The following is a 25,603-nucleotide window of genomic DNA, read 5'->3' on the forward strand; positions in this document are numbered from 1 at the left end:
TACATAACCAAAAGGCTGTGCCAAATAGAGCACAGCCTTTTCTGGCTTCACTGTAGGGAGTATTTTATTTGTCTACCACCTTGAACAGGTTGTCGTGCCACTGATAGGCGTGTTTAGACAGGTCTTCCGGTGATTCGTTCCTTGGGGAAGCATTCCTGACAATCTCCTGCTGATGAACGGGGAGTTTTTCATAAGCGTCCCTAAGTTCACTTGTAGATACCATATGCCGTTTCAGTTGATAGAGAAAATCGTTCAGTTCATCCATCATATCTACCTCCTCTATCAACTATCTACCTCTTCAGAGAAAAATTAAAACCTGCAACCAGACAGAAACTGATTGCAGGCACATATTAACGGTTTCTTAATTTCGCCAGCAGACGGAGCATTTCAATGTACAGCCAGACAAGAGTAACTACTAATCCGAAAGCTCCATACCATTCCATATGTTTTGGTACATTACGATTGGAAGCCCGTTCGATAAAATCGAAGTCAAGGACGAGGTTCAAAGCAGCGACTGCTACGATGACCAAACTGATTCCGATCCCAAGCAGGCTTGATTCATGAAGCAGTGGCAACTGGATTGATGTAAAGCTTCGGAGGATAATGTCCAGCAAGTAGACGAGAAAAATTCCGAGCGTGGCAGCAAAAACCCCTAACCGGAAATTCTTCGTCACTTTGATGATCCGCAGTTTATAAGCGATCAGCAGAGCGAATAACGTCATTATGGTAAGCAGTGCCGCCTGGATGACTATACCTTCATATAAGTTTGCATAATGAGCCGAAATGGCTCCGATAAATAATCCTTCCAGTGCAGCATAGACAGGCGCTGTAATTGGAGCAGCTTTCGGGATGAACGCGGTGATCAAAGCAAAAATCAACGAACCGATAATCCCGATCCAGATATAAGCTGTCACCGGTTGATTGTTGTAATAGAGGTTCCATGTATAATAAGCAGTCGCCATCAAAATAAAAAGAAGGATAAACACTTTATTCACCGTTCCTGCCAGTGTCATCGTCCGTTTACCTGATTTGGCCCGCTGCCTGCCGAAGATATTGTCATTCAACGTCGGATTTGCCGTCCTCATATGCCACGCTCCTTTTTCCTGATAGGCTAGTCTATGCTTCCTGGTTTCCATTGTATGCATTCGAAGCCCCTATGTAAAAGGAAAAAGCCCCTGAAAACAGGGGCCATGTTCCTTTATTAAACGGTGCCAAGCTCTTTGTTACGTACAACTAAGACAGCGTGGATCGCACCTGGAATCCAGAAAATCGCTGTAAGAATCAAATTCATCAATGCTGTCATTGGTCTACCTGCCATGAATACTGCTAAAGGCGGCAGCAATACTGCCAGAATATATTTTAACATAATCGAATGCCTCCTTTAGTGTAGTACATACCACAGGAAAGCAGGCATTAATCTTCTTATCACTAAAAATAGGTAGAATAGCTCATAAAACAGGCAGCCATATATCTGGCTGCCTCTACATCATACGACCTGGTATTTATTTTTCTGTGATAAGGATTGGATCGATGGTAATTTAGAAATGTCCATATTACCGCCACTTACTACCACTCCGCATTTTTCGGAACTGATTTTTTCATGATAGAAAAGGAGGGCAGCGAGTGCTGCAGCACCTGCACCTTCCACCATCGTCTTTTCCCGTTCCAGCATGTGGACCATGGTTGTCGCTAATTGTTGATCAGAGACAGTCACGATGTGGTCGACATATTTGCGAATGATCGGATAGGTCAGTTCACCAGGACGCTTGACGGCGATTCCATCAGCAATGGTGGAAACAGAAGGGAGCGAAGTTGACCCTTTGGAATGAAATCGATTGTAGGTCGCACTTGCACCTTCTGCCTGGACGCCGATCACCTTGATGCTCGGATTGATATTTTTTGCTGCAAAAGCGATTCCGCTGATCAGACCGCCGCCTCCTATAGGGACGATCAGTGTATCAAGGGAAGGCTGTTCCTGCAGCATTTCGATGGCGATGGTTCCTTGCCCTGCCATGACATCGGGATCATCGAAAGGGTGGATAAAAACAGCTTGTGATCGTTTTTGTTCCTGGATGGCCGCTTCATAAGCTTCCTGGAACGACTCACCAGTCAACACGATTTTTGCCCCGTAACCTTCTGTTGCTTTCGTCTTTGCCTTTGGAGTATTGGCTGGCATGAATATTTTAGCATCAATGCCGCGTTTAGCGGCTGCCAGGGCAACGCCCTGGGCATGATTGCCGGCTGAAGCAGCAATTACTCCTCGTTTCATTTCGTGCTGCGTCAATTGTGAGATTTTATAGCTGGCACCTCTGATTTTGAAAGCGCCTGTCTTTTGCTGGTTCTCCATCTTCATAAACACTTTTTTTCCTGTTTGTTCATTCAATGTCTTTGAAGTGGTGAGCGGGGTACGATGCACAACAGAGGATAGCTGTTCCATTGCATCCGCCACCTTGGTTAATAATAACGAATTCCCAATGTCTTCACACTCCTTGAAATTTTATTTGTTCCTTTCCCGGGTTCATTACCATAAGACTCATCCGGTAATTTGCTGGCGTTGTTCGTAGGCTGTTATTTTATCTTCATTAGTCAATGTGACGGCGATTTCATCCCAGCCATTCAACAGCATCTGTTTGTGATAATCAGAGATATCGAAATTGAAATTGAATTCTTTCTCCCCAACGACCAGCTGTTTTTCTAAATCAACGGTCAATTTAAGCTTTTCATGCTCTGCTTTTTTGATGATGGCCTGTGTCTCGTCTTCTGTCAGTCTGACAGGGAGGATGCCGTTTTTGACACAGTTATTATAAAAAATATCGGCGAAGCTTGGTGCGATCACCACTTTGAATCCATAATCCAGGATGGCCCACGGCGCATGTTCCCGGGAGGAGCCGCATCCAAAATTATCACCGGCCACCAGAATGGAAGCATCGTTATACTTCTCCTTATTCATTGTAAAGCTGTCGCGTTTTTCTCCTTCTTCATCAAACCGCCAGTGATAAAAAAGAAATTGGCCGAAGCCCTGGCGTTCGATCCGTTTCAAAAATTGTTTCGGAATAATCTGGTCGGTATCGACGTTGGCACGGTTCAATGGGTAGACAAGCCCGGAATGAACGCGAATCGGTTCCATGGTAAAAACCTCCTATCTGTTTACTGCTGTATTGGTATATTTTCTTACGTCCACAAAATGTCCTTCCAGCGCAGCTGCTGCCGCCATTTCCGGGCTGACCAGATGTGTGCGCGCACCGTTTCCTTGTCTGCCTTCAAAGTTCCGATTGGAAGTAGAAGCGCAGCGCTCTCCTGGAGGAACGATATCGTCATTCATCGCCAGGCACATGCTGCATCCTGCATCACGCCATTCGAAACCAGCTGTTTTAAAAATAACGTCCAGACCTTCTGCTTCCGCCTGTTCCTTGACTGTCTTCGAGCCAGGTACAACCAGAGCGGTAACTTTATCATGAACTTTTCTGCCACGGACAATTTCCGCTGCTTTTTTCAAGTCGCTCAATCGGGAGTTGGTGCAGGATCCGATGAAGACATGTTCGATTTCCACGGAATCAATCGGCTGATTGGCTTCCAGTCCCATATAGGAAAGGGCACGTTCTACTGCATCCTGTTCGTAATCTTTTTCCTGGCTGGCTGGGTCAGGTACATTGGCGCTGACTGGAATGCACATGGATGGGTTTGTTCCCCATGTAACCTGGGGCTCAACTTCATCAGCATTGATTTCGACGGTGGCGTCATAGCTTGCACCTTCGTCGGTGGCTAGGGCACGCCACTTTTCTGCCGCTTCATCAAAAGCTTCTCCATCCGGAACATGGCGTCTGCCACGAAGATATTCAATGGTAGTGTCATCCGGTGAAATCAGACCGGCACGGGCACCTGCTTCAATCGACATGTTGCAGACAGTCATCCGTTCTTCCATGGAAAGGTTGCGGACGGCTTCACCCGTGTACTCGATTACGTAGCCGGTACCAAACCGTACTCCGTACTTTGCGATGACGGCCAAAATCAGGTCTTTAGCCGTAACGCCTGTGCCTAGCTTGCCATTCACTTTAACCTCAAGCGTTTTCGGGGGTGCCTGGCCAAGTGTCTGGGTGGAAAGCACATGCTCCACTTCACTGGTACCAATTCCAAAAGCGAGTGCACCGAATGCACCATGGGTAGAAGTATGGCTGTCACCGCAGACAATTGTTTTTCCCGGCTGGGTGAGTCCGAGCTCCGGTCCGATCACATGGACGATCCCCTGATCGGGATGGTCGATGTCAGCAAGAGGTACACCGAATTCTTCACAGTTTTCTTTCAATGTGTGCATTTGTTTTTTTGAAACTTCATCTTTGATAATGTGCCGTTGCTTCGTTGGAACGTTGTGATCCATCGTAGCAAATGTCAATTCGGGACGCCGTACTTTCCGCCCCTTCATCCTCAATCCTTCAAAAGCCTGGGGAGAAGTGACTTCATGAATCAGATGCAGATCGATATAAAGAAGGTCAGGCTTTCCAGGCTCCTGATGGACGATATGATTATTCCAAATCTTTTCGATGATTGTTTTCGGCTGGGTCATTGATTTCACTCCTCACTTCCATAAAAATCATGCATAAGCGCTCATGATACAGCTGGCTGCATCACTTTCTGTCAGATATTCAACGACTTTACGAGTCATGTTCGTTGTATTTGTTTCAATTCCATTCGCTACTTTCAAGTCTTTCGTATGGTAACCGGTGTCGACAACTTCTTCTACAGCTTTTTCAACACAGGCAGCTTCTTCTTCCATCCCGAAAGAATGGCGAAGCATCAATGCCGCAGATAAAATCATAGCTAGTGGATTGGCAATATTCTGCCCGGCAATGTCCGGTGCAGACCCGTGTACTGGTTCATACAGTCCGATACCATCGGAACGAAGACTTGCAGATGGCAGCATGCCAAGGGAACCGGTCAGTACGGATGCCTCGTCACTCAGGATGTCACCGAACATATTTTCCGTGACGATGACATCAAACTGAGAAGGGTTCTGGATCAGTTTCATTGCCGCTGCGTCAACCAGCATATGCTCGACCGTGACATCCGGATAATCTGCTTTTTTCTCTTCGACGATTTCACGCCACAGCTTACTGGATTCCAGTACATTGGCTTTATCTACTGAAGTAAGGTGATTGCGGCGCAAACGTGCACTCTGGAATGCTTTATCTACGATCCTTTCAATTTCGTGTCGTTCATAGAAAAGGGTATCGACAACCGACTGTCCGTTATCCTGTCGTTCGGAAGGGGTACCGAAATAAAGGCCGCCGGTTAATTCGCGAACAATCAATAGATCACTGTCTGCAACAAGCTCTTCCTTAAGCGGGGAGGCACCAAGCAGTTTCTTGAATCCTTTGACAGGGCGAAGGTTGGCAAACAGGCCAAGTTCTTTCCGGATACCGAGCAATCCTTTTTCAGGACGAAGGTGGGAAGGGAGGTCATCCCATTTTGGACCACCGACAGCACCGAGCAGGACAGCATCCGCCCGTTTACAGGCCGTGACTGTTTCCTCCGGAAGGGGAGTACCATGCTCATCGACAGCCGTACCGCCGATGGCATGTGTTTCAAATGTAAAGGAATGCCCATATTTCTGAGCAACTTCTTCAAGCACGGAGCGGGCAGATCCGATAATTTCCTGACCGACTCCATCTCCAGGCAGCAGTACGATATGTTTGTTCATAAAATTTCCTCCCAATAAAAGTAGTGGTCCTTTGACATTTATACGTGTGCTTGTTTTTGTTGCTGAACGTGCTGTGTTACGAATACCCGGTTGACAGCATTCAGAAATGCATTCGCTGAAGCTTCCAGAACATCCTGAGCAGTACCGCGTCCGCTTGTTTCCGTGTTATTGACAGTCATTTTCACATGAACTTCTGCCAAAGCATCACGGCCTTTGCCGATCGAACTCAATTGGTAGTCCTCCAGGTGGATCTCTTCATGGACAAGGCTCTCAAGTGTGTTGTAAATCGCTTCGACACTTCCCTGGCCGGTACCGGCATGCTCGAGTCTCGTTCCTTCCGGAGTAGTCAAAGCGACCGTTGCCGTTGGAAGGTTGGCAGAGCCATATTGGACCTGGAAAGCTTCCAGCTTATATTTTTTGATGGCGGCACTGTCGACTTGCGTATCCATCAGGATAGTGAACAGGTCATCGTCCGTGACTTCTTTCTTCTTGGCAGTCAATTGTTTAAAGGCTTTGAACGCTTCTTTCATTTTTGCATCGTTGAAGCGATAGCCAAGCTCATGAACCTTTTCTTTAAATGCATGGCTGCCGGAATGCTTTCCAAGCACCATGTTGTTTGATTTCACACCGACCATCTCCGGTGTAATAATTTCGTAAGTGGAAGCTTCTTTTAAAACGCCGTCCTGATGAATTCCTGATTCATGGGCAAAGGCGTTGCGTCCGACCACTGCTTTGTTTCCAGGAACCATCATGCCGGTCAGCTTGCTGACCATGTCACTCGTCCGTTTGATTTCTTTCAAGTTCAGGCTGTTTGTATACGGATAGACATCCTGGCGAATTTTCATCGCGACTGCAATTTCTTCAAGAGACGCATTGCCGGCCCGTTCGCCGATGCCGTTGATCGTACCTTCCACCTGGGTTGCACCATTCTCAATGGCTGCAATCGAGTTGGCTACTGCCATGCCAAGATCATCATGACAATGGGCGGAAAGAGAGACTTTATCGATATTAGGAACATTTTCTTTCAAATGACGGAACAGCCTGCCGTATTCTTCCGGTGTCGTATAGCCGACCGTATCCGGGATGTTGATGACGGTAGCACCGGCATTAATGACAGCTTCGATGATTTTGACAAGAAAATCTCTGTCTGTCCGGGTAGCGTCTTCAGCCGACCATTCGATATGGTGAAATTTTTGTTTGGCATAAGCAACTGTTTCGACGGCAGTCTGTAAAACTTCCTCAGGTGTTTTTTTCAATTTATAAGTCATGTGAATGGGGGAGGTGGCAAGGAAGACGTGGAGACGAGGCTCCACACCATCCTTCAAAGCTTCCCATGCTGTATCGATATCACTTTTTACTGCGCGAGCCAATCCTGTAACCGAAACATTCTTGATGGTTCGGGCAATTTCACTTACCGCTTCGAATTCTCCTTCAGAGGAGGCAGGGAACCCGGCTTCCATAATGTCGACCCCGAAGCGCTCCAGCTGCTTGGCGATCTCGATTTTTTCCAGTTTGTTCAGATTGACTCCGGCTGATTGTTCACCGTCACGAAGGGTGGTATCAAACACCTTCACATGGGTCATATGCTTACACCTCCTGTTTTTGTTTCTTCTGCTGCTTGACGAAAGGCATCAGTTCGCGTAATTCACGTCCCACTTTTTCGATTTGATGGTTATTTTCAAGATTGTTGGTTGCGTTGAATTCCGGGCGGTTGACCTGGTTTTCAGTGATCCAGCCTTTTGCGAATTTACCTGTCTGGATATCACTTAGCACTTCTTTCATGCGGGCTTTTGTTTCATCGTTGATGACGCGTGGTCCGGAAACGAAGTCACCCCATTGTGCTGTGTCGGAGATGGAGTAACGCATACCTTCCAGTCCGCCTTCATACATCAAATCGACGATCAATTTCAGTTCGTGCATACATTCGAAGTATGCGACCTCTGGCTGATAGCCAGCTTCTGTCAATGTTTCAAAGCCGGATTTAACCAGGTTGGATAGCCCACCGCAAAGGACTGCCTGCTCACCGAACAAGTCGGTTTCCGTTTCTTCCTGGAAGGTTGTTTCCAATACGCCGGCACGGCCTGCACCGATCCCTTTTGCGTAAGCCAGTGCCAATTCTTTCGCCTGACCGGTAAAGTCCTGTTCAACACCGATCAATGCCGGAACGCCTGCGCCTTCTTCGAATGTACGGCGTACCAGATGACCCGGGCCTTTAGGTGCTACAAGGAATACGTCGACGTCAGAAGGAGGGACGACCTGGTTGAAATGGACATTGAATCCGTGTGCGAAAACAAGTGCATTGCCTTCCTGCAGATTAGGCTTGATTTGTTCTTCGTAAACTTTAGGCTGATGTTCGTCCGGAAGCAGTACCATGACTACGTCTGCTTCTTCGACTGCTTCTGGTACGGTTTTTACTTCCTGACCATCCTGTTCTGCTTTCTCCCAGGATTTCCCTGGTCTCAGGCCGACAACTACCTGATGTCCGCTTTCTTTCAAGTTCTGTGCATGTGCGTGACCTTGAGAGCCGTATCCTACAACCGCTACCTTTTTATTCATCAATACCTGTTCGTTAATGTCGTTGTGATAAAGTACCTTTGCCATAATTAATCATCCTCCAAAATTTGTATTTTAATGTTTTTGTAAACGATATAATAGGGTGACTATATGATGGTCCGGGTAATAGCTCCCTTTCCGCGGACGACCGGACGAGCCTCCTCGCTGCGCTGCGGGGTCTCGCCTTGATCGTTTTTCCGCAGGAGTGTCGCCATTTCCCTACCCATCACTACCATAGACAGCATATCGTTTACTGAAAAATTAAAGTAACTAATCTCTAATTTAACGGTCCCATTCCACTCTTTTATTAGAGGGGAGGGGAAACGGGGAGACTCCTCGAAATTGCATCCGCATTTTCTTCGTGCGTGGGTTAATTCTAGATGCTTTTCAATGTCCTGCGGGAGAAGTAAGACTGGTAAGACCCCGGAAGGCGAAGCCTGAGGAGGCTTACCGTCTTCCCCGCGGAAAGCGAGTCGTTTCCCTGACCCGTTTCTACTAACCTGGTAATGGGAGCTGGTAATACATCAGCTTTCTATCATTTTAGAATTGAGTAGTTTTTCATTTCTGCTACTTGTGGCTGCTGGCCGCGGAGGAAGGCGGTGAGGCCGGTCCGTGCCAGTTCTTTGATGCCGTATGGGCGAAGCAGATCAATCAAAGCTTCGATTTTCTCTTGTTTGCCTGTTACCTGGACGGTCAGGCTGTCTTTGCTGATATCAATGATTGAAGCTCGAAACGGCTCGATGATGCCCTGGATTTCATTTCTGATTTGTGCGTTGCTGACCACCCTGATCAGGGCTAGCTCACTGGCTACAATCGCTTTATCGGTAATATCTGAAACCTTGAGGACATCGATCTGTTTGTTCAATTGCTTAGTCAGCTGTTCCAGTTTCCGTTCGTCCTCGACGTCGACGACGAACGTCATTTTTGAGATACCTTCTGCCTCCGTGCGGCCGACCGAGATGCTCTCGATGTTGAACTGTCGTTTAGCCAGCAAGCCGGTCACCCGGTTCAGTACACCACTTCGGTTTTGTACAGTCGCAGTTACGATTCTTCTCATGGTTTCACCCCGATCATTTCGTGAATTCCTTTTCCTGGTGCAATCATTGGATAGACGTTTTCCTGCTGGAGTACCCGGCAGTCGACGACGACTGGTTCATTACTTGCGAGTGCATCTGGAAGTCTTTCTTCCAGGTCCTGCTGTGATTCGATTCTCATGCCCTTCACATTGTAGCTCTCGGCAAGTTTTACAAAGTCAGGCTGTGTAGACAAAATGGATTCGGAATAGCGTTTTTCGTAAAAGCTTTCCTGCCATTGGCGAACCATTCCAAGAGCCTGGTTGTTGACGATGATCACTTTTACTGGAAGATTCAATTCCTGTAAAAGCGATAGCTCCTGCAGGGTCATTTGAAAGCCGCCATCGCCCACGACAGCTACGACCTTATCATCGGGGGCAGCCAGCTGAGCTCCGATTGCGGCAGGGAAGCCGAAGCCCATGGTTCCAAGTCCTCCCGAAGTGACCCAGCGATTAGGTTTTTCCAGTTTGTAGTACTGAGCAGCCCACATTTGATGCTGGCCGACATCAGTAGTAACAATGGCATCTCCTTTTGTGTAGCTGTGTACCTTTTTCATCAGCCATTGTGGTACCATGTCGGTTTCCGGATTGTTGTACCACAATGGATATTCATCCCGGTAGTTATCCAGTTTTTTGTACCATTTTTCCGTTGACGGAGAAGATACAGAATTTTTCAGCAGAGCTTCCAGTGCTGCTTTTGAGTCGGACACAATTGGTATTTGCGTCGGTACATTCTTGCCAATTTCTGCTGGATCGACATCAATATGAGCAACGGTAGCATTCGGTGCGAAATGTTCTAATTTTCCGGTCAGACGGTCATCGAAACGAGAACCGATGTTGATGAGCAGATCGCATTCGTAAAGTGCCATGTTGGCTGCATAGGTACCATGCATCCCTGCCATTCCGAACGAAAGGGAGTGGCTGCCAGGGAAAGTACCGAGACCGTGCAGTGTGTGTACGACAGGGAGAGAATGCTGTTCTGCAAAAGCTCTTAATTCTTCCGAAGCTTTCCCGTGATGGACACCCGCACCAGCGAGGAGTACCGGTTTCTTTGCCTGCGCCATTGCATCTGTCAGCTTTTTAATTTGCAGCGGGTTCGGTTTCAGGTTCGGTTGATAGCCAGGAAGTGAGAATTCCACGCTTGGCGGGTTTTCATCGACTTCTGTAGAGATATCTTTCGGAATATCAACAACCACAGGACCCGGTCGTCCGGTAGAAGCGATGTGAAAGGCTTCTTTTACAATCCTGGGCAGGTCGGCCAATGACTGAACCTGGTAATTATGCTTGGTGATAGGAGTTGTAATTCCCATGACATCCGCTTCCTGAAAAGCATCTGTCCCGATTACACCCCGGGCTACCTGACCGGTGAAAACGACAATAGGCAGGGAATCCATCATGGCATCAGCGATGCCGGTAATCAGATTCGTTGCTCCCGGACCGGATGTGGCGATGACGACACCAGGCTTACCAGTAACTCGTGCAAAGCCCTCAGCTGCATGAATGGAACCTTGCTCATGCCGGGCAAGAACGTGATGGAAAGCATCACCTGAACGATACAGGGCGTCGTAAATCGGTAACACGGCACCACCCGGATATCCGAAAATAGTTTTAACTTCTTCCTGGATCAATGCATCCACGAGCAGATCCGCACCTGATTTTGGTTTAGTTTGACTTTCGTAGTGCGGCTTCGCTTCTACCTTCATTTTTAAATCCCTCCTAAGTGATATTCATGTTTATTAATTTAAGCATCCATTTCTTAACAATAGAAAAAGCCTTTTCTCCCTACTCTTGTTTCCACGTCGAAGTAACATGTGGATCAAGAGGGGAGAAAAGACTTGCGCTTTTCACGGTACCACCCTCGTTTACAGCATTCTTGCAAATACTGCCTTGGGAAGCTGCCTATTGAACCAGTACAGCTTCTTTTGGTAACAGGTGCCAGGAAGGCACCCGGTCGAACCTAGTAGAAAATCGTTCAGTCCGACACTCAGGGAGGATGTCGGAATAAGTTGTATTTCCGGGCTTCCAGCAACCCCGGCTCTCTGTGAATACAGTGGCTTATTCCTTTGTTCCCGTCATGGAATTAACGGTATGGAATTGTAGATAATCAGCTTACTTGGACTTTCTCGTTTGAGTCATAGACTTTCACGCCATCTTCCGTCGTTAACTTTCGGAATTCGGAAAGCAGGTGATTGGTAACTTTTCCAGGTTTACGGTTGTTGATCACCCGGGAATCTACTTCATTAACGGCAATGACTTCTGCCGCAGTTCCTGTCAGGAATACTTCATCTGCCACATAAACATCATGGCGGGTGAATGGCTGTTCCTGCATCTCATAGCCTAATTCCTTCGCTAAGTCGATGATTGTGTTGCGGGTAATGCCTTCTAATGCACCCAGATAGACAGGAGGAGTTTTAATGACCCCATTTTTAACGATGAAGACGTTATCTGCAGAGCCTTCTGTAACATAACCCTGGTCGTTCAGCATCAATGCTTCATCGACTCCTGCCTGGTTCGCTTCCATTTTCACTAAAATATTATTCAAATAGTTCAGTGATTTCACCTGTGGAGGCAATACATCGGCACGGTTCCGCCTGCTTGCCACCGACGCCAGCCGGACACCTCGTTCATAAAGTTCTTTCGGGAAGAGAGCGAGTGCTTCCGCGATGACTACAATTCGAGGTTCTGAGCACTTATTTGGATCAAGCCCGAGATCTCCTGGACCACGGGATACAACGACGCGAATATACGCTGTCTCCAGTTGATTCTTACGGACAGTCTCAACAATAATGTCCTGGAACTCCTCTTTCGTAAAAGGGATATTCAGCATGATGGACTTTGCTGAGTCATATAAACGATCAAGGTGTTCATCTAATTTGAAGATGTTTCCGCTGTAAACGCGAATACCTTCGAACACCCCATCTCCGTATAGAAAACCATGATCGTAAACAGATACGACTGCGTCCTGTTTCGTGACGTATTCGCCGTTGAGGTAAATCCATTGGTTACCCATTCTTTTGCACTCCTCTCTTTAACTAATTAATGTTTAAAATTCATAAAGTATTGTTGTGAAATTTATGAGCCCATCGACGAAAATATGTGTTTTGTTTGTGGGCCCGAAATCTTGCTTCACTTACATGAATGATTAGCTTTGAAAACTAATTTTTTTTGAATTTGACGATTACTATACGCCCTTATTTGGAGGCAGTCAACAGGAAAAAACGAATTTTCTGATAGTTTAGATAAATCAGATTTATAGTAAACGCTTACATCATTGAGATACCAACATTTTGATTTTTAAAATTTTTTTAAAAAATTTTCGAAGAAAGATTGGAAATCATGGATGAATGCCTATTCAGAGGGGGATGGCAAGTCTTTTTTTTACTGGAACTGGTAATGGATTTTTAACAAAAAAATAAAAAAAACTCCCGGTCATTTTGATCGGAAGTTATTGATTCGGTCTGGAAAAAAGCAGGCGCACATCAAAAATTAATGTTCACCTGGTTCGTTTACCACGCTGATTCCATGGCTTGAAATTCATACTGCCAAGGTAAGAGGAAGTAGTATAGGAGTTTGGTCGGGGCCGTTGATCCGCCTTTGAGGCAACTGATTTCCAATTCAGGTACCGGTACAAATTCTTTTTCGCTCGGGAAAGGGACAAACGGGGCTTGGGGTTGCGATAGTTCCGGTCTAATTCACCTAAGTGTTGTACCTTTTGAAAATCTTGTTTCCGAGCGGGAATATGAAAATAATAATTGGCAACCTGAATCAGTAACGTTGAATGCTGCTGGCTCAGTTTTGGGTGATCCGAGTAGTGTAAGCCGACTTTTTCAGCACGGTTTTGTTTCAAAAGCTTTTGGATCGTATGTTTTTTTAAGTCATATAATTCTTTGGGATTCGGAGCAGTTTTGGCATGCCGATTGATGATGAACAAAGATTCAGCAAGTTCCTGGTCGGTAAGTCTGTGTTTTTCTTTCATTCCACGCACTCCTTTCTTCTGTATTTATATTTCATAAATAGAAAGGCGCACAGAATGGTGCGCCTTTATCCTCTATTTAACTTTCTTTAAATCTTCAAGGATATCTTTCATCGAATCTGCTTGTGTCCCTTTATAATGCTTGATTACTTCCCCTTCGGGATTTACAAGGTAAAAACGTGTGCCATGGCTCATCTGGTCAGAATCTGGCACATCCTCGAGCATGGATTGGAATGATTTGATAGAAAGCTCACGTACTTCTTCAAATTTATACCCTGTTAGAAAGTCCCAGTTGTCATAGTCCGCCGAAAACTTGTTGCCGAATTCTTTCAATGCTTCCGGAGTATCGTTTTTTGGATCGACACTGAAAGATACTAATTGGACATCTTTGATATTTTCCTCTTCCATCATGGTTTGAAGACGTGACATATTAGCGGTCATTGGTGGACACACCGTATCACAGTTAGTGAAAACAAAATCCGCAACCCAATATTGCCCTTTATAGTCTTCCAGGCTTCTTTTTTCGCCATCCTGGTTAACCGCAGAAAAATCCTGTACATCGCGTGACATATTACCCTCAATTTCCTGGCTGCACGCTGACAGGAATAGCAGCGCCGCAAAAAAAGGTAGTGCAGCCTTATAAATAACTTTCATCGTTCTACCCCCAACCTTGTTACTTATCAGGTGAAAAGTTTTTCTCTGTGTTATTCCGACATATATTGTAACACGAAGGGAGGAAGGTTTCTATTGCTGGCATGCTTGTCACAAAAATGTCGAAACTCATGCGGAAGAATTAGAGAGTGTATGAACTGTGATTTCCGGCTTGCACAAAAAGCGGTATGGGAGACGTGTGGTGCCGAGTCCCCGGCTGATATATAATTCAAGATTTTCGACGGTATGGCGTCCTTCCACATATTTTTCTGCATAGGGAGGGGTGACAAGATAGCCGATGAAAGGAATCTGGATCTGGCCTCCATGACTATGCCCGGACAATTGCACATCGACAGGGTAAGAGGCGACATGATCGGCATAATCAGGCTCGTGCACCATCAACATTACAAATTCCTGTTCATTTACTCCTTTAAGCGTCTCAGCCATATCCGGTTTTCCCAGCATGATATCGTCTACCCCGGCCAGGGTAAATGAAGCTCCTGCTTTATCAATACTGGTGTTTTCATTTTTTAATAAACGGAACCCGCTTCGATCCATTTTCTTTTTGACGACATCGGTTCCATAACCCCCATGGTCATGATTACCGTAAATCCAAAATTTTCCGCTTGGCGCCTGCAGTTTCTTCAGTACCTCTACTATTCTGTCATCCCACTCGTAGGCGTTCGGTTTGTCGACAAGATCGCCGGTGAAAAGGATTAAATCTGGTCCCAGTCCGTTGATTTGGTCCACTACTTTCTCTAATTGTTCCAGATTATAGTGAAATCCGACATGGGTGTCAGAAAACTGCACGATTTTAAATCCCTGGAAACTATCAGCAATTTTTCTGTTTTGAATTGTTTCTTCCTTAATCGTCAACATATCCGGTTCAATATATCTTGCATAGTAATAGGTCCCGCCACTCAGCCCGAAAAAGGCGAGCAAGCTGCCCAGTGTTCTTTTAATAAAACTTCGCCGGTTCATTCTCATATCGATTTCCTTTCTACTGCATGTACGTTCCATAGAACGACAAAAAAGGTTTTCCCTTAGTCTAGGTTATTATAGCATGCGGACGGATATGTGCTAGATTTAACGCGAAAATGAAAATAGATTGATATATTTTGAAAAATGAACAGGAATTCAGTTTTTAATATGGAATAGATACATAGTGAAGGAGGAGTTGTTATGGAAGGTCAAGTAGTTATTGTAACAGGCGGTTCCAGCGGGATGGGGAAGTACATGGCAAAAAAGTTCGTCCAGGAAGGTGCGAACGTTGTCATAACCGGTCGCAATGAAGAACGGCTGGAAGCAGCAAAGAAGGAAATCAGCGGTCATGATCCTGCTCAAGTATTAACCATTGTAATGGATGTAAGAAAAATAGAAGATGCAGAGCGTATGGTGGTGGAGACCGAATCTGCATTCGGCCGGATCGATCATTTAGTCAACAATGCGGCCGGCAACTTTATCGCACCCGCAGAGAAGCTCTCCGCAAATGGATGGAAGACCGTTATTGATATCGTATTGAATGGCACATTCTATTGCAGCCATGCAGTCGGGAATTACTGGATCGAAAATGAAACAAAAGGTACGATACTGAACATGGTAGCTACCTATGCATGGAATGCAGGAGCCGGAGTCATCCACTCTGCAGCTGCAAAAGCAGGTGTGCTGAGTATGACGCGAACATTGGCAGTAGAATGGGGTAGTAAATATGGGATAAGGGTCAATGCGATCGCTCCTGGGCCAATCGAACGGACCGGAGGAGCTGACAAATTGTTTGAATCGGAAGAGGCTGCAAAGCGTACGGTTCAATCGGTTCCATTACGAAGACTTGGAACTCCCGAAGAAATCGCAGACCTCGCCCATTTTATACTTTCGGACAAAGCGTCTTATATGAATGGCGAAGTCGTCACACTCGACGGCGGCCAATGGCTCAACCAATTCCCTTTTTAATTGCCAGGCTCCATTATGACCATTGGAGCAGCGGGAAAGGGAAACGGTTCGCTTTCCGTGGGGAAGACGTCAAGCCTCCTCAGGCTTTCGCCCTGCGGGGTCTTGACAGCCTTGCTTCTCCCACAGGAGTCTCCCCGTTTCCCTTCCCCTTTCTTTTAAGAAGAATAATGAAACAAGCCTTTATAAGTAACTGAAGTTTATATAATTCTTATTAAAAATTCTTCTTCATCTGGTGCTGTAAGCTAAATGAAGGAGAATTTTCTTTTTGAAAACAATGTCATCCCGTAGGAGCGAATACTGCGAGACTCCTGCAGAAATACGAGCGAACCGAGGCCCTCAGCATGGTTTTTGCGAGGAAGCTCGGTCGTTCGTCCGCGGAAAGCGAGTGGTATTCGCCCCTGCGAGGCATGAAAAAAGCTTGCAGAAAAATAAATTTCTACAAGCTGAGCAGTAAGTTACCTGTTTTCTTTTTTTATTGAATGTAAAAGAAAATCGTGAAGAAGTGGAAAATCGAGCCGCCCAGGACGAACAGGTGCCATACCATGTGGTGGAACGGGAAGCTGCGCCATACATAGAAAATACTTCCGATCGAATATAATACCCCGCCGACCACAAGGTAGGTAATCCCTTTAGCTGGCAGTTCTGCTGTCAAAGGACCCCAGGCTAATATAATCAGCCATCCCATCAGAATATAAAATAAGGTCGATAGCATTACGAATCGTTTGACAAAAAATACTTTGAAAACTATTCCGAGAATAGCTATCCCCCAGACGATTCCGAACAACGTCCATCCTAATGTTCCACGTAAAGGAACCAGCATGATAGGGGTATAGGTGCCGGCAATGAAAAGATAGATCGCGGAATGGTCGAATATTTCAAACAGGTCTTTCATTTTACCCTCAGGGAACCCGTGGCAAAGGGTGGAAGACACATACATGAGCACCATGGTAGCTCCATAAATGGCGACCGAGACAATATGCCATGGATTCCCCTCCATACCTGCAAACACGAGCAGCAGAACGAGGGCAGCTACACTCAGTATCGCACCAATCCCATGGGTGATCGTATTGGCGATTTCTTCCGGTTTCGTAAACGTATGCGTGGTCATTTTTTAAAGGACATCTCCTTCATGAAAGTTCATTTATCCATCCATTATCTCATCTTTTTACTATCATGGCTAGATACTCACCACGTTTCTCCATTTATCATAAGCTATGAAAAAGGGTGTTCGTATGTTTTATAAATGTCCTAAATGCTGTTTGCTTTATAGGAAGCCGGGGTATTGTATGAAATGTAATAAAATAACATTAGTGGAAATTGTGATTAATGTAGAAAAAGAAAATCTCCAGTAATTCTGGAGAAATGTCAGAACGTGTAAAATTAAATCTTTCTGCGATAAAATAGTTATTGCTTTCCTGGATTATGTTAAAATGATGGAGGCGGCATATTTTCTGCTTAAAAGTCCATACATGAAATGCAGTTTTTTTGGTAAGGAAAGCTTATTTGCTTTGTGATGTGCTAATACTGTATACTCCTTCAACTGCTGAATGATAAGGGAGTGTTGAAAAATGATTAATGTACCAGAAAATCAGTTGATTCAAACGACAGTAAATGAACTTATGATACCTGCCGATAAAGTCGCACATGTCCAGGTGGGCAATCCGTTAGAGCACGCTTTATTAGTGTTAGTAAAAACAGGTTATTCAGCGGTGCCTGTACTGGATCCTGCCTACACGCTTAAAGGGACGATCAGTAAGGCGGCAATTATTGAACAAACATTAGGAATCGAACAATTCGAATTTAACAAACTCTCAGAGATGTGTGTCAACACCGTGATGAAAACCGATATCCCCACACTTCACCGGGATGATTCGTTCGAGAAAGCGTTAAAGTCTGTCATCGATCACCCATTTGTATGCGTCGCTGATGACGAAGGGTCTTTTGATGGCATTTTGACGCGTCGGGCTATTTTAAAGCAGTTGAATCGATATTTGCACACACAAACCCACATTTTTCGGGACAAAGTAGAGAGGTAATCAAATGTATAGCAATTAGTGGGGCTCGACTCTCCGATGAGTCAGCCCCTCTTTTATATCACAAAAAGAGAAGGGGTTTTATGGAGGAGTCGGTTATACATAAAAAAACACTTAAGCGACCACTGGTATTAGCATCGATCATGCTCGCCATGTTTCTGGCAGCGATCGAAGCGACCATTGTGTCCACAGCTATGCCGAGTATCGTAGCTGATTTAGGCGGGTTCAGTTTATACAGTTGGGTATTTTCAGCTTACCTTTTGACCAATGCTGCTACGGTGCTGATTTTCGGTAAGCTGTCTGATATTTTCGGCAGGAAGCCGATTTTTTTGATTGGAATTTCCGTTTTCCTGCTGGGTTCTACACTTAGCGGGTTTGCGGTCTCGATGGAAATGCTGATTTTCACGCGGTTGATCCAGGGTCTTGGAGCTGGTGCATTGATGCCGATTGCGACCACGATTGTCGGTGATATCTATACGAAGGAAGAACGGGCTAACATCCAGGGCTACCTGGCTAGTGTCTGGGGGATTTCTGCCGTTACCGGACCGGCCCTCGGCGGCTTTTTCGTAGACGTATTGAGCTGGCCATATGTGTTCTGGATGAATATTCCTTTAGGATTGCTGGCGATGACCGGCATCATCATTTTCTTTCATGAAGACCTGGACAAGACAGATAGGAAAATCGACTATGGCGGTGCCGTGTTTATGTTCATCGCTGTCAGTGCATTAATGCTGATTCTCGTAGAAGGAGGGGTGAGGATCGCCTGGGATTCCCACTTGATGCTGTTGCTCGCCGGTCTGTCGCTCATTGGGTTCACCCTGTTTTTCATCCAGGAAACAAGGGTAAGTGCTCCGATGATGCCATTTGAAATCTGGAAACATCGTTCGATATCTGTCGCAAACATCACCTCCTTAACGACAGGAATGATTTTAATCGGTGTATCCAGTTATCTGCCGGCATTTGTCCAGGGGGTAATGGAAAAGCCTGCCATCGTAGCCGGTTTTACCTTGACAACCATGTCAATCGGCTGGCCGATCTCTTCTGCATTAGCGGGTAAACTGCTGCTGCGGATCGGATTTCGGACAACTTCTTTGATTGGCGGAATCTCATTGATTGTTGGAGGGATCTTTTTCTTCTTATTATCACCGGAAAAAGGACCGGTATGGGCAGCCACAGGTTCGTTTTTCGTCGGTGTCGGGATGGGGTTGTCGACGACATCGTTCATCGTCTCGATCCAAAGTACGGTCGATTGGAAAACAAGGGGGATTGCGACAGCTTCCAACATGTTCATGCGTTCGCTGGGGAGTGCCGTTGGAGCAGCATTACTCGGAGGAATGCTTAACAGCAGAATTCAAAGTGCCATTAAAGAAGCAGATCTCGGTAAGGAGTTGACAGTCGATTCCACCAACCTGCTGCTGGATGCAGAAAAGCGTGACGCCCTTTCCCCAAAAGCACTGGAGGTATTGCAGGACGCTCTGACTTCCGGGCTGCACCTTGTCTATCTTGGTCTTCTGATACTGGCAATCATCAGTTTCTTACTGATTACCCTGTTGCCTAAAGGAGAAAAAAGCAGGCTGAAGAAATGATAGAGTTAGGCGTGAAATTCTTGTCACAAGGATTTCACTTTGATAAAGTAAATGAAGCAGTATGCTACATATAATAAAGGAGGAATAGTCATTATGAAACAAATGGATGCCAACGAAATTATTTCGTTCATTTCTAATAGTACCAAGTCAACTCCAGTTAAGGTTTACTTAAAAGGGGAAAACCTGAAGAGCATCGATTTCGGTGAAAACGTACAGGATTTCGTTGAAGAAAAAAGCGGCGTACTATTCGGTGAATGGAAAGACATCGAACAGCTGCTTGAAAATAACAAAGATGCCATTGCGGATTATGTTGTGGAAAATGACCGCAGAAACTCTGCTATTCCGTTGCTTGACTTAAAAAATATTAATGCTCGAATCGAACCGGGTGCCGTGATCCGTGATCAGGTAGAAATCGGTGATGGCTGTGTCATCATGATGGGTTCCATGATCAATATCGGATCCGTTGTCGGTGAGGGAACGATGATTGATATGAATGTCGTACTTGGCGGCCGTGCTACAGTCGGCAAAAACTGCCACATCGGTGCAGGCGCTGTACTAGCCGGTGTCATTGAGCCACCATCTGCAAGCCCGGTAGTCATTGAAGATGGGGTTGTCATCGGTGCCAACGCCGTTGTCTTGGAAGGTGTTACTGTTGGCGAAGGATCTGTCGTAGCAGCAGGTTCGATCGTAACAGAAGATGTACCACCGAATACGCTTGTTGCCGGTACACCAGCGAAAAAAATCAAAGACATCGACGATCAGACGAAATCAAAAACAGAAATCAAACAGGAACTGCGTAAACTGGATAACTGATCGATCATCGGAGGCCTTGCTTTTTGCAGGGCCTTTTCTATAAGAAAAATCCGTGTTGATCTTACAGTAAAGCTCCCTTTTATGGAAGACTCAGTTTCGAGAGAAACTGTTTCCGTTATGGTGATAAGCGTTTGGAGGGCCGGGAAATCACTCGCTTTCCATGGGGGTACGGTGAGCTTCCTCGGGCTAATGCCCTGCGGGATCTCACCATGTACTCTACTCCCATAGGAGTCTCGCAATTTCCCGGCCCTCCTTGCGTTTGTAAGACTAACGGAAACATCGATATGCGGAACCACCATCTTAACAGCTGAAAAGAGCTTATGTCCTGAATCATTGAGCTTTTCATGCAGAAAATGTGGAAGATATCTTCTCACAACGTAGGGTTCGTTCGTCAAAATATGGATAAGGTGGCGGGGAAACGGTGAGACTCCCGTGGGAGAAGGGGCTAGGCGAGACCCCACAGGTCGTGAAACGGCCGAGGAGGCTTGCCAGCCTCCCCCACAGGAAAGCGAATCGTTTTCCAGCCACCCTTTCGCCTGTCTCGGTAACGAACCCAAATTACTTTGAAACTGAGTCTTCCACAATTCGGCCATATTGTTGAATATGGATCTTGTGAAATCATCAACTACGTTTATATAGACCCATAAAAAAGAGGTGAGGAAGTTTGGATAGAAAACAGCTCCAAACAATAAGAAGAGAGTTGCATCAGATCCCTGAGTTGGGGTTTGAAGAATACAAAACCCAACAATATCTTTTAAATGAAATAAAGAGAATGCCACAGGAGCACATCGAAATCAAAACATGGCGGACAGGTATTTTGGTTTTCGTCAAAGGTAAGAATCCGTCTAAAACCATTGGCTATCGTGCGGATATTGATGGGCTGCCGATTACAGAGGAAACAGGTTTTGATTTCGACTCTCGCCATAAAGGAAAAATGCATGCCTGTGGTCATGATTTTCATATGACAATCGCGCTTGGTGCTTTGTCCCGGTTAGCTGAAAACCCGGCAGAAGATGACTGTCTTTTCATTTTCCAGCCCGCAGAAGAAGGTCCAGGTGGCGCAGCACCATTACTGGAAAGCGAAGAGTTTCAAGCCTGGCGCCCCGATGTCATATTTGCATTGCACATCGCACCTGATTTGCCGGTCGGTACTGTCTCTTCAAGGGAAGGTCTGTTGTTCGCCAACACGAGTGAATTGTTCATCGACCTGAAAGGGAAGGGAGGGCATGCAGCATATCCACACCAAACCCATGATATGGTCGTGGCAGCCAGTTATTTTGTTACACAGCTTCAGCAAATTGTGGCACGAAGAGTCGATCCGCTGGACAGTGCGGTGGTGACAATCGGCAAAATAACCGGTGGAACCGTACAGAATATAATTGCTGAGCACGCCAGGTTAGAAGGTACAATCCGGACAATGTCCCCGAAGGCAATGGAAGAAGTTAAGGATAACATCGAACGGCTGGCAAAAGGCCTGGAAGTTGGTCACGATTGTGAAGTATCGATCGATTATGGGGCGAATTATCATCAGGTCTATAATCACGGCATCCATGTCGACTCTTTCCGTGAAATAGTCGCAGCACTGGAAGAGGTGGAATTTAAGGAAGCTCCCTCAGCTATGACTGGAGAGGACTTCGGCTATATGCTGAAGGAGATTCCCGGGTTTATGTTCTGGCTGGGAGTGGAATCAGAATATGGACTCCATCATGCCAGACTGACACCGGATGAGCAAGCCCTCGCTGTCGGAGTGAATACTGTGGAAGCTGTAGTAAGACACTGGTAAGCGACCTTCCTTCTGCATACCTCTTTGGTCGTTGGTAACAATAGGGAAGTAGACATTACCTAATCAAGGAGGAAAATGATCATGAGTAAAATTGCAGTGGAAGAGAGCTTGTCAGATATCAGTTCTGCATTACAGCAAAAAGGGTATGAAGTAATAACCCTGAAGAATGAACAGGACGTTCAAGGGTGTGACTGCTGTGTCATTTCCGGTCAGGACAAAAATGTCATGGGGATGGCAGATGTTTCAACACAGCAGGCAGTAATCAACGCTGATGGGTCTACAGCAGAACAAGTCTGCCAGCAGGTGGAACAGCGTTTGCGCTGACAGGTGGGGCTGTTACGCCCCGTTACATAGTTGTTAGAGGAGAGATTGGATGGAAACCACTATAAAGCTTTTGGCAGTAGCCCTGCTCATCATTCTGACGGCTTTTTTTGTAGCAAGTGAGTTTGCGATCGTCAAGGTCAGAAAAACAAAGATGGAAGCAAGGGCATCTGCAGGGGATAAAAAAGCGGAAAGTGTATTGCGGCTGACAAACAACTTAGACTATTACCTATCGGCGTGTCAGCTTGGTATCACAATTACAGCATTAGGATTAGGCTGGCTTGGGGAACCCACCCTGGTTGTGCTCGTTGATCCGCTGATAGAAGGATTTGAGCTCCCGGCCGGAATCACTCATGCCATTTCTTTTGGAATCGCTTTTTTTGTCATTACCTTTTTACATGTGGTTTTAGGAGAATTGGCACCGAAAACGGTGGCGATTCAAAAAGCGGAAGGGATTACGCTCGCCTTAGCAAAACCGCTGATACTCTATAGTAAAATGATGTATCCTTTAATCTGGCTCCTGAATGGCTCGGCCAATGTGCTGGTCCGTATGTTCGGTTTCCATGCAGCAAAAGAATCCGAAGAGGTTCATTCCGAAGAAGAGCTCCGGCATATTCTCTCAGAAAGCTATCAGAAAGGGGAAATCAACCGTTCTGAATTCACCTATGTAGATCGTATCTTCGAATTCGACAACCGCACGGCAAAAGAAATCATGATTCCCCGGACCGAGGTTGCTGTCCTGGATATCAATGATTCCATCAAAGCGATCAGCAGGTATATCCATCAGGAACGGTTCACACGATATCCAGTCATTGATGGCGATAAAGATCATGTGTTAGGTGTTATACACTTGAAGGAATTATTTTATCATGATTATGAAGATTTGGATTCGTTAGAACCCTTTATCCGTCCTGCATTCAAAGTGTTTGAAAATATCCCTATCCATGATTTATTGGTACGGATGCAAAAAGAACGGACCCATCTTGCTGTTCTGATTGATGAATATGGCGGGACTTCCGGGATTGTGACGATCGAGGATATCATTGAAGAAATTGTCGGGGAAATTCGTGATGAATTCGACCATGAAGAAGAGCGGGCGATCAAACGACTGAAAAATGGACACTTCCTTGTGGAAGGAAAAGTATCCATCCAGGATATGAATGAATATTTCGATCTTGATCTGGATAATGAAGACTATGACACGATTGCCGGATTCATATATACGAATGATATTGACGCATCCGAAGGTACAGAGGTTACCCACGGCAGCTACCATTTCAAAATTGTCGATATGGTGGACGGCCAAATCAGAAAAGTGGAAGTATGGCAAAGTTAACAAAAATGCCCGGGCAAACGCCAGGGCATCATTTGTTAAGAAAAAGTGATATTTTACGGAACATAGGTGGTCAGTACTGGAACAAAGCGGATGTTACGGTTACTAAGCTTCCGTACCAATTTTTTTCTCAATATTGACCTGATGAGGAAATGGAATTTCAATGCCCGCTTCATCAAGCGCTTCTTTCATTGCACGGCGTAAATCCCTTTCTACAGCCCATTGCTCCATGTTAACTGTCTTACCAAGTACACGCAGGACGACATCTGAAGAACCGAGACTTTGCACTCCTAATACGTCGGGACCTTCTTTAATCCGTTCGTCTGTTAGCGCAAATTCATCACAGACACGCTGCAGCACAGTATGTGCTTCCTCGATATTTTCATCATAGGCAATGCCAATATCAATCATCGCACGCATATTACCGCGGGAGTGGTTGCTGACACCTGAAATTTCCCGGTTAGGGATATAATGCAGGGTGCCATCAAACCCTCTCAATTTGGTGGTTCGCAACCCTACTTCTTCGACAACTCCATCGTAACCTGCTGCAGTAACATAATCATCGACATCCACCTGCCGCTCGATCAAAATGAAGAACCCTGTAACGATGTCACTGACAAGTCCCTGGGCACCAAAGCCGATAGCCAGGCCGACAATACCGGCACCGGCAAGTAATGGACCGATTGGAATTCCTATCATTTCCAGCAGCATGACAACGAAAACGAACATCAGGATATAGGAAAAGACATTGATCATCAGCCGTTCCAGTGTTTTGGTACGAGGTTCAGGAATTTTCCTGTGTTTACTGATACGGATGATCGCACTGCTGATGGCTTTCCGGCCAATCGGCGCTATAATAGCGAAAGCGATAATCAGTAACAGTATTTTTAACCCGACCGTAATCAATAGCTCAGAGATTTCCGCAAAATTAAATTGGAAACCTTCCTCAAACAAATTCATGTAACCCACTCCTCTATTTATACAATGCTATCTAATAGAATAGCGGAATTTGTAATAATTTATCAAATCAAATGGGTTACGTAACAATCCATCCATTAAAAACAGGCAAAACCGGATTGTAATCCATATCATTTTACATTCATCATTCAATATTGTTTAATGAGAATGTGTAAGGGTTATATTATTGGGGCATGCTTGATTATGAAAGTCAAAAAGCCAGATTAAATTTATTATAATTTAACATTGACTTTAAACAAGCTGCTCGTTATAATATAACTTGTGAGTGATTAAACTAGTCAATTTAATTAATTTTGGAGGGATTTTCATGGCAGAACGTATGGTAGCAAAACAAGCACCGCGCTTTGAAATGGACGCGGTACTTCCGAACAAAGAATTCGGAAAAGTATCTTTGGAAGAAAATATGAAAAACGATAAGTGGACAGTGCTTTTCTTCTATCCAATGGACTTCACTTTCGTATGTCCTACAGAAATCACTGCACTTTCCGATCGTTACGATGAATTCGAAGATCTTGATGCAGAAGTAGTTGGCGTATCAACAGATACCATCCACACACACCTGGCATGGATCAATACTTCCCGCGATGACAATGGTCTTGGCGACCTTGAATATCCATTGGCTGCTGACACAAACCATAAAGTCGCTCAGGACTATGGTGTACTGATCGAAGATGAAGGTGTTGCACTACGCGGTCTATTCATCATCAGCCCGGAAGGCGAATTGATGTATCAGGTAGTTAACCACAACAACATCGGCCGTGACGTGGATGAAACACTACGTGTACTTCAAGCACTTCAAACTGGCGGACTTTGCCCGGCAAACTGGAAGCCAGGTCAGGAGACTCTATAATAGGGTTATAAA

25 protein-coding genes are annotated in these 25,603 nt (G+C 45.5%); 8 read left to right on the plus strand and 17 right to left on the minus strand.

From position 1 onward, the window contains the following. Positions 1–64 precede the first annotated feature (64 nt). From P855_RS0105305 to P855_RS0105375, 15 genes are all read right to left on the minus strand, one after another. Positions 65–265 carry a hypothetical protein gene (locus P855_RS0105305; protein WP_235062614.1) on the minus strand — a complete coding sequence of 67 codons (201 nt, stop codon included), beginning with the start codon at positions 263–265 and terminating at the stop codon, positions 65–67. An 85-nt stretch (positions 266–350) separates the two neighbouring features. Next, positions 351–1,085, minus strand: a complete 735-nt coding sequence (locus P855_RS0105310) for a Bax inhibitor-1/YccA family membrane protein (RefSeq protein WP_028782585.1) — start codon at positions 1,083–1,085, stop codon at positions 351–353. A 116-nt stretch (positions 1,086–1,201) separates the two neighbouring features. Then, positions 1,202–1,366, minus strand: coding sequence for a YqaE/Pmp3 family membrane protein (locus P855_RS21730; protein ID WP_084315627.1), 165 nt, complete (start codon positions 1,364–1,366; stop codon positions 1,202–1,204). 120 nt (positions 1,367–1,486) lie between these two features. Further along, a complete protein-coding gene (ilvA, locus tag P855_RS20560) occupies positions 1,487–2,437 on the minus strand; it encodes a threonine ammonia-lyase (RefSeq protein ID WP_037985657.1) in 951 nt (316 codons plus the stop codon). Between the two features lie 96 nt (positions 2,438–2,533). Next, positions 2,534–3,127, minus strand: a complete 594-nt coding sequence (gene leuD, locus P855_RS0105325) for a 3-isopropylmalate dehydratase small subunit (RefSeq protein ID WP_028782586.1) — start codon at positions 3,125–3,127, stop codon at positions 2,534–2,536. Positions 3,128–3,139: 12 nt separating this feature from the next. Continuing rightward, complete coding sequence (gene leuC, locus P855_RS0105330) at positions 3,140–4,561, minus strand: 3-isopropylmalate dehydratase large subunit (protein ID WP_028782587.1); 1,422 nt, start codon at positions 4,559–4,561, stop codon at positions 3,140–3,142. Between the two features lie 27 nt (positions 4,562–4,588). Next, entirely contained in the window at positions 4,589–5,695 is a 1,107-nt protein-coding gene (gene leuB, locus P855_RS0105335; RefSeq protein ID WP_028782588.1) for a 3-isopropylmalate dehydrogenase, read from the minus strand. A 38-nt stretch (positions 5,696–5,733) separates the two neighbouring features. Further along, positions 5,734–7,278: a 2-isopropylmalate synthase gene (locus P855_RS0105340; RefSeq protein ID WP_028782589.1), complete on the minus strand. Its 1,545-nt coding sequence runs from the start codon at positions 7,276–7,278 to the stop codon at positions 5,734–5,736. A 4-nt stretch (positions 7,279–7,282) separates the two neighbouring features. Then, complete coding sequence (gene ilvC, locus P855_RS0105345; protein ID WP_028782590.1) at positions 7,283–8,296, minus strand: ketol-acid reductoisomerase; 1,014 nt, start codon at positions 8,294–8,296, stop codon at positions 7,283–7,285. Positions 8,297–8,783: 487 nt separating this feature from the next. Beyond that, the gene (gene ilvN, locus P855_RS0105350; protein ID WP_028782591.1) at positions 8,784–9,305 is read right to left on the minus strand and encodes an acetolactate synthase small subunit; all 522 of its coding nucleotides are present in this window, start codon (positions 9,303–9,305) and stop codon (positions 8,784–8,786) included. Beyond that, the gene (ilvB, locus tag P855_RS0105355; protein WP_028782592.1) at positions 9,302–11,023 is read right to left on the minus strand and encodes an acetolactate synthase large subunit; all 1,722 of its coding nucleotides are present in this window, start codon (positions 11,021–11,023) and stop codon (positions 9,302–9,304) included. Before ilvB ends, ilvN begins: the two co-directional genes overlap by 4 nt. Positions 11,024–11,424: 401 nt before the next feature. Next, positions 11,425–12,330: a branched-chain-amino-acid transaminase gene (gene ilvE / locus P855_RS0105360; RefSeq protein ID WP_028782593.1), complete on the minus strand. Its 906-nt coding sequence runs from the start codon at positions 12,328–12,330 to the stop codon at positions 11,425–11,427. Positions 12,331–12,813: 483 nt separating this feature from the next. Continuing rightward, a complete protein-coding gene (locus P855_RS0105365; protein ID WP_028782594.1) occupies positions 12,814–13,296 on the minus strand; it encodes a YkyB family protein in 483 nt (160 codons plus the stop codon). A gap of 72 nt (positions 13,297–13,368) precedes the next feature. Further along, a complete protein-coding gene (locus tag P855_RS0105370; RefSeq protein WP_028782595.1) occupies positions 13,369–13,947 on the minus strand; it encodes an SCO family protein in 579 nt (192 codons plus the stop codon). 126 nt (positions 13,948–14,073) lie between these two features. Continuing rightward, positions 14,074–14,931, minus strand: a complete 858-nt coding sequence (locus P855_RS0105375) for a metallophosphoesterase (protein WP_028782596.1) — start codon at positions 14,929–14,931, stop codon at positions 14,074–14,076. 195 nt (positions 14,932–15,126) lie between these two features. Here P855_RS0105375 and fadH point away from each other — a divergent pair, with 195 nt between their 5' ends. Beyond that, positions 15,127–15,894 (plus strand): 2,4-dienoyl-CoA reductase, encoded by a 768-nt coding sequence (gene fadH / locus P855_RS0105380; protein ID WP_028782597.1) that lies wholly within the window; start codon positions 15,127–15,129, stop codon positions 15,892–15,894. 472 nt (positions 15,895–16,366) lie between these two features. Here the strand turns inward: fadH and trhA are convergent, their stop codons facing one another. Then, positions 16,367–17,002 (minus strand): PAQR family membrane homeostasis protein TrhA, encoded by a 636-nt coding sequence (trhA, locus tag P855_RS0105390; protein ID WP_028782599.1) that lies wholly within the window; start codon positions 17,000–17,002, stop codon positions 16,367–16,369. A 460-nt stretch (positions 17,003–17,462) separates the two neighbouring features. Here trhA and cbpB point away from each other — a divergent pair, with 460 nt between their 5' ends. The 6 genes from cbpB to P855_RS0105420 all read left to right on the plus strand — a co-directional run bounded on the left by cbpB (position 17,463) and on the right by P855_RS0105420 (position 23,766). Next, positions 17,463–17,930: a cyclic-di-AMP-binding protein CbpB gene (gene cbpB / locus P855_RS0105395; protein ID WP_028782600.1), complete on the plus strand. Its 468-nt coding sequence runs from the start codon at positions 17,463–17,465 to the stop codon at positions 17,928–17,930. A gap of 80 nt (positions 17,931–18,010) precedes the next feature. Then, positions 18,011–19,513, plus strand: a complete 1,503-nt coding sequence (locus tag P855_RS0105400) for an MDR family MFS transporter (RefSeq protein WP_028782601.1) — start codon at positions 18,011–18,013, stop codon at positions 19,511–19,513. 93 nt (positions 19,514–19,606) lie between these two features. Continuing rightward, on the plus strand, positions 19,607–20,326 hold the full coding sequence (gene dapD, locus P855_RS0105405; protein ID WP_028782602.1) for a 2,3,4,5-tetrahydropyridine-2,6-dicarboxylate N-acetyltransferase: 720 nt from the start codon (positions 19,607–19,609) through the stop codon (positions 20,324–20,326). Positions 20,327–20,990: 664 nt separating this feature from the next. Beyond that, positions 20,991–22,109: an N-acetyldiaminopimelate deacetylase gene (locus P855_RS0105410; protein WP_028782603.1), complete on the plus strand. Its 1,119-nt coding sequence runs from the start codon at positions 20,991–20,993 to the stop codon at positions 22,107–22,109. An 81-nt stretch (positions 22,110–22,190) separates the two neighbouring features. Then, entirely contained in the window at positions 22,191–22,433 is a 243-nt protein-coding gene (locus P855_RS0105415; RefSeq protein ID WP_028782604.1) for a YkuS family protein, read from the plus strand. Between the two features lie 49 nt (positions 22,434–22,482). Then, positions 22,483–23,766 (plus strand): hemolysin family protein, encoded by a 1,284-nt coding sequence (locus P855_RS0105420; RefSeq protein ID WP_028782605.1) that lies wholly within the window; start codon positions 22,483–22,485, stop codon positions 23,764–23,766. Positions 23,767–23,868: 102 nt separating this feature from the next. Here P855_RS0105420 and P855_RS0105425 read toward each other — a convergent pair whose 3' ends face one another. Beyond that, on the minus strand, positions 23,869–24,723 hold the full coding sequence (locus P855_RS0105425; RefSeq protein WP_028782606.1) for a mechanosensitive ion channel family protein: 855 nt from the start codon (positions 24,721–24,723) through the stop codon (positions 23,869–23,871). 325 nt (positions 24,724–25,048) lie between these two features. On the opposite strand from P855_RS0105425, the gene P855_RS0105430 reads away from it, so the two are divergent. Next, positions 25,049–25,591 carry a peroxiredoxin gene (locus P855_RS0105430; RefSeq protein WP_028782607.1) on the plus strand — a complete coding sequence of 181 codons (543 nt, stop codon included), beginning with the start codon at positions 25,049–25,051 and terminating at the stop codon, positions 25,589–25,591. Positions 25,592–25,603: the final 12 nt, after the last annotated feature.

It is taken from the genome of Thalassobacillus devorans MSP14 (assembly GCF_000496835.1).
GTDB classification, from domain to species: Bacteria; Bacillota; Bacilli; order Bacillales; family Halobacillaceae; genus Thalassobacillus; species Thalassobacillus devorans_B.

Bases quoted from the DNA above. Each gene is read 5' to 3' on its own strand.
- P855_RS0105305 (WP_235062614.1), bottom strand. From the start codon at position 265: ATGGATGAACTGAACGATTTTCTCTATCAACTGAAACGGCATATGGTA.
- P855_RS0105310 (WP_028782585.1), bottom strand. From the start codon at position 1,085: ATGAGGACGGCAAATCCGACGTTGAATGACAATATCTTCGGCAGGCAG.
- P855_RS21730 (WP_084315627.1), bottom strand. From the start codon at position 1,366: ATGTTAAAATATATTCTGGCAGTATTGCTGCCGCCTTTAGCAGTATTC.
- ilvA (WP_037985657.1), bottom strand. From the start codon at position 2,437: ATGGAACAGCTATCCTCTGTTGTGCATCGTACCCCGCTCACCACTTCA.
- leuD (WP_028782586.1), bottom strand. From the start codon at position 3,127: ATGGAACCGATTCGCGTTCATTCCGGGCTTGTCTACCCATTGAACCGT.
- leuC (WP_028782587.1), bottom strand. From the start codon at position 4,561: ATGACCCAGCCGAAAACAATCATCGAAAAGATTTGGAATAATCATATC.
- leuB (WP_028782588.1), bottom strand. From the start codon at position 5,695: ATGAACAAACATATCGTACTGCTGCCTGGAGATGGAGTCGGTCAGGAA.
- P855_RS0105340 (WP_028782589.1), bottom strand. From the start codon at position 7,278: ATGACCCATGTGAAGGTGTTTGATACCACCCTTCGTGACGGTGAACAA.
- ilvC (WP_028782590.1), bottom strand. From the start codon at position 8,296: ATGGCAAAGGTACTTTATCACAACGACATTAACGAACAGGTATTGATG.
- ilvN (WP_028782591.1), bottom strand. From the start codon at position 9,305: ATGAGAAGAATCGTAACTGCGACTGTACAAAACCGAAGTGGTGTACTG.
- ilvB (WP_028782592.1), bottom strand. From the start codon at position 11,023: ATGAAGGTAGAAGCGAAGCCGCACTACGAAAGTCAAACTAAACCAAAA.
- ilvE (WP_028782593.1), bottom strand. From the start codon at position 12,330: ATGGGTAACCAATGGATTTACCTCAACGGCGAATACGTCACGAAACAG.
- P855_RS0105365 (WP_028782594.1), bottom strand. From the start codon at position 13,296: ATGAAAGAAAAACACAGACTTACCGACCAGGAACTTGCTGAATCTTTG.
- P855_RS0105370 (WP_028782595.1), bottom strand. From the start codon at position 13,947: ATGAAAGTTATTTATAAGGCTGCACTACCTTTTTTTGCGGCGCTGCTA.
- P855_RS0105375 (WP_028782596.1), bottom strand. From the start codon at position 14,931: ATGAGAATGAACCGGCGAAGTTTTATTAAAAGAACACTGGGCAGCTTG.
- fadH (WP_028782597.1), top strand. From the start codon at position 15,127: ATGGAAGGTCAAGTAGTTATTGTAACAGGCGGTTCCAGCGGGATGGGG.
- trhA (WP_028782599.1), bottom strand. From the start codon at position 17,002: ATGACCACGCATACGTTTACGAAACCGGAAGAAATCGCCAATACGATC.
- cbpB (WP_028782600.1), top strand. From the start codon at position 17,463: ATGATTAATGTACCAGAAAATCAGTTGATTCAAACGACAGTAAATGAA.
- P855_RS0105400 (WP_028782601.1), top strand. From the start codon at position 18,011: ATGGAGGAGTCGGTTATACATAAAAAAACACTTAAGCGACCACTGGTA.
- dapD (WP_028782602.1), top strand. From the start codon at position 19,607: ATGAAACAAATGGATGCCAACGAAATTATTTCGTTCATTTCTAATAGT.
- P855_RS0105415 (WP_028782604.1), top strand. From the start codon at position 22,191: ATGAGTAAAATTGCAGTGGAAGAGAGCTTGTCAGATATCAGTTCTGCA.
- P855_RS0105420 (WP_028782605.1), top strand. From the start codon at position 22,483: ATGGAAACCACTATAAAGCTTTTGGCAGTAGCCCTGCTCATCATTCTG.
- P855_RS0105425 (WP_028782606.1), bottom strand. From the start codon at position 24,723: ATGAATTTGTTTGAGGAAGGTTTCCAATTTAATTTTGCGGAAATCTCT.
- P855_RS0105430 (WP_028782607.1), top strand. From the start codon at position 25,049: ATGGCAGAACGTATGGTAGCAAAACAAGCACCGCGCTTTGAAATGGAC.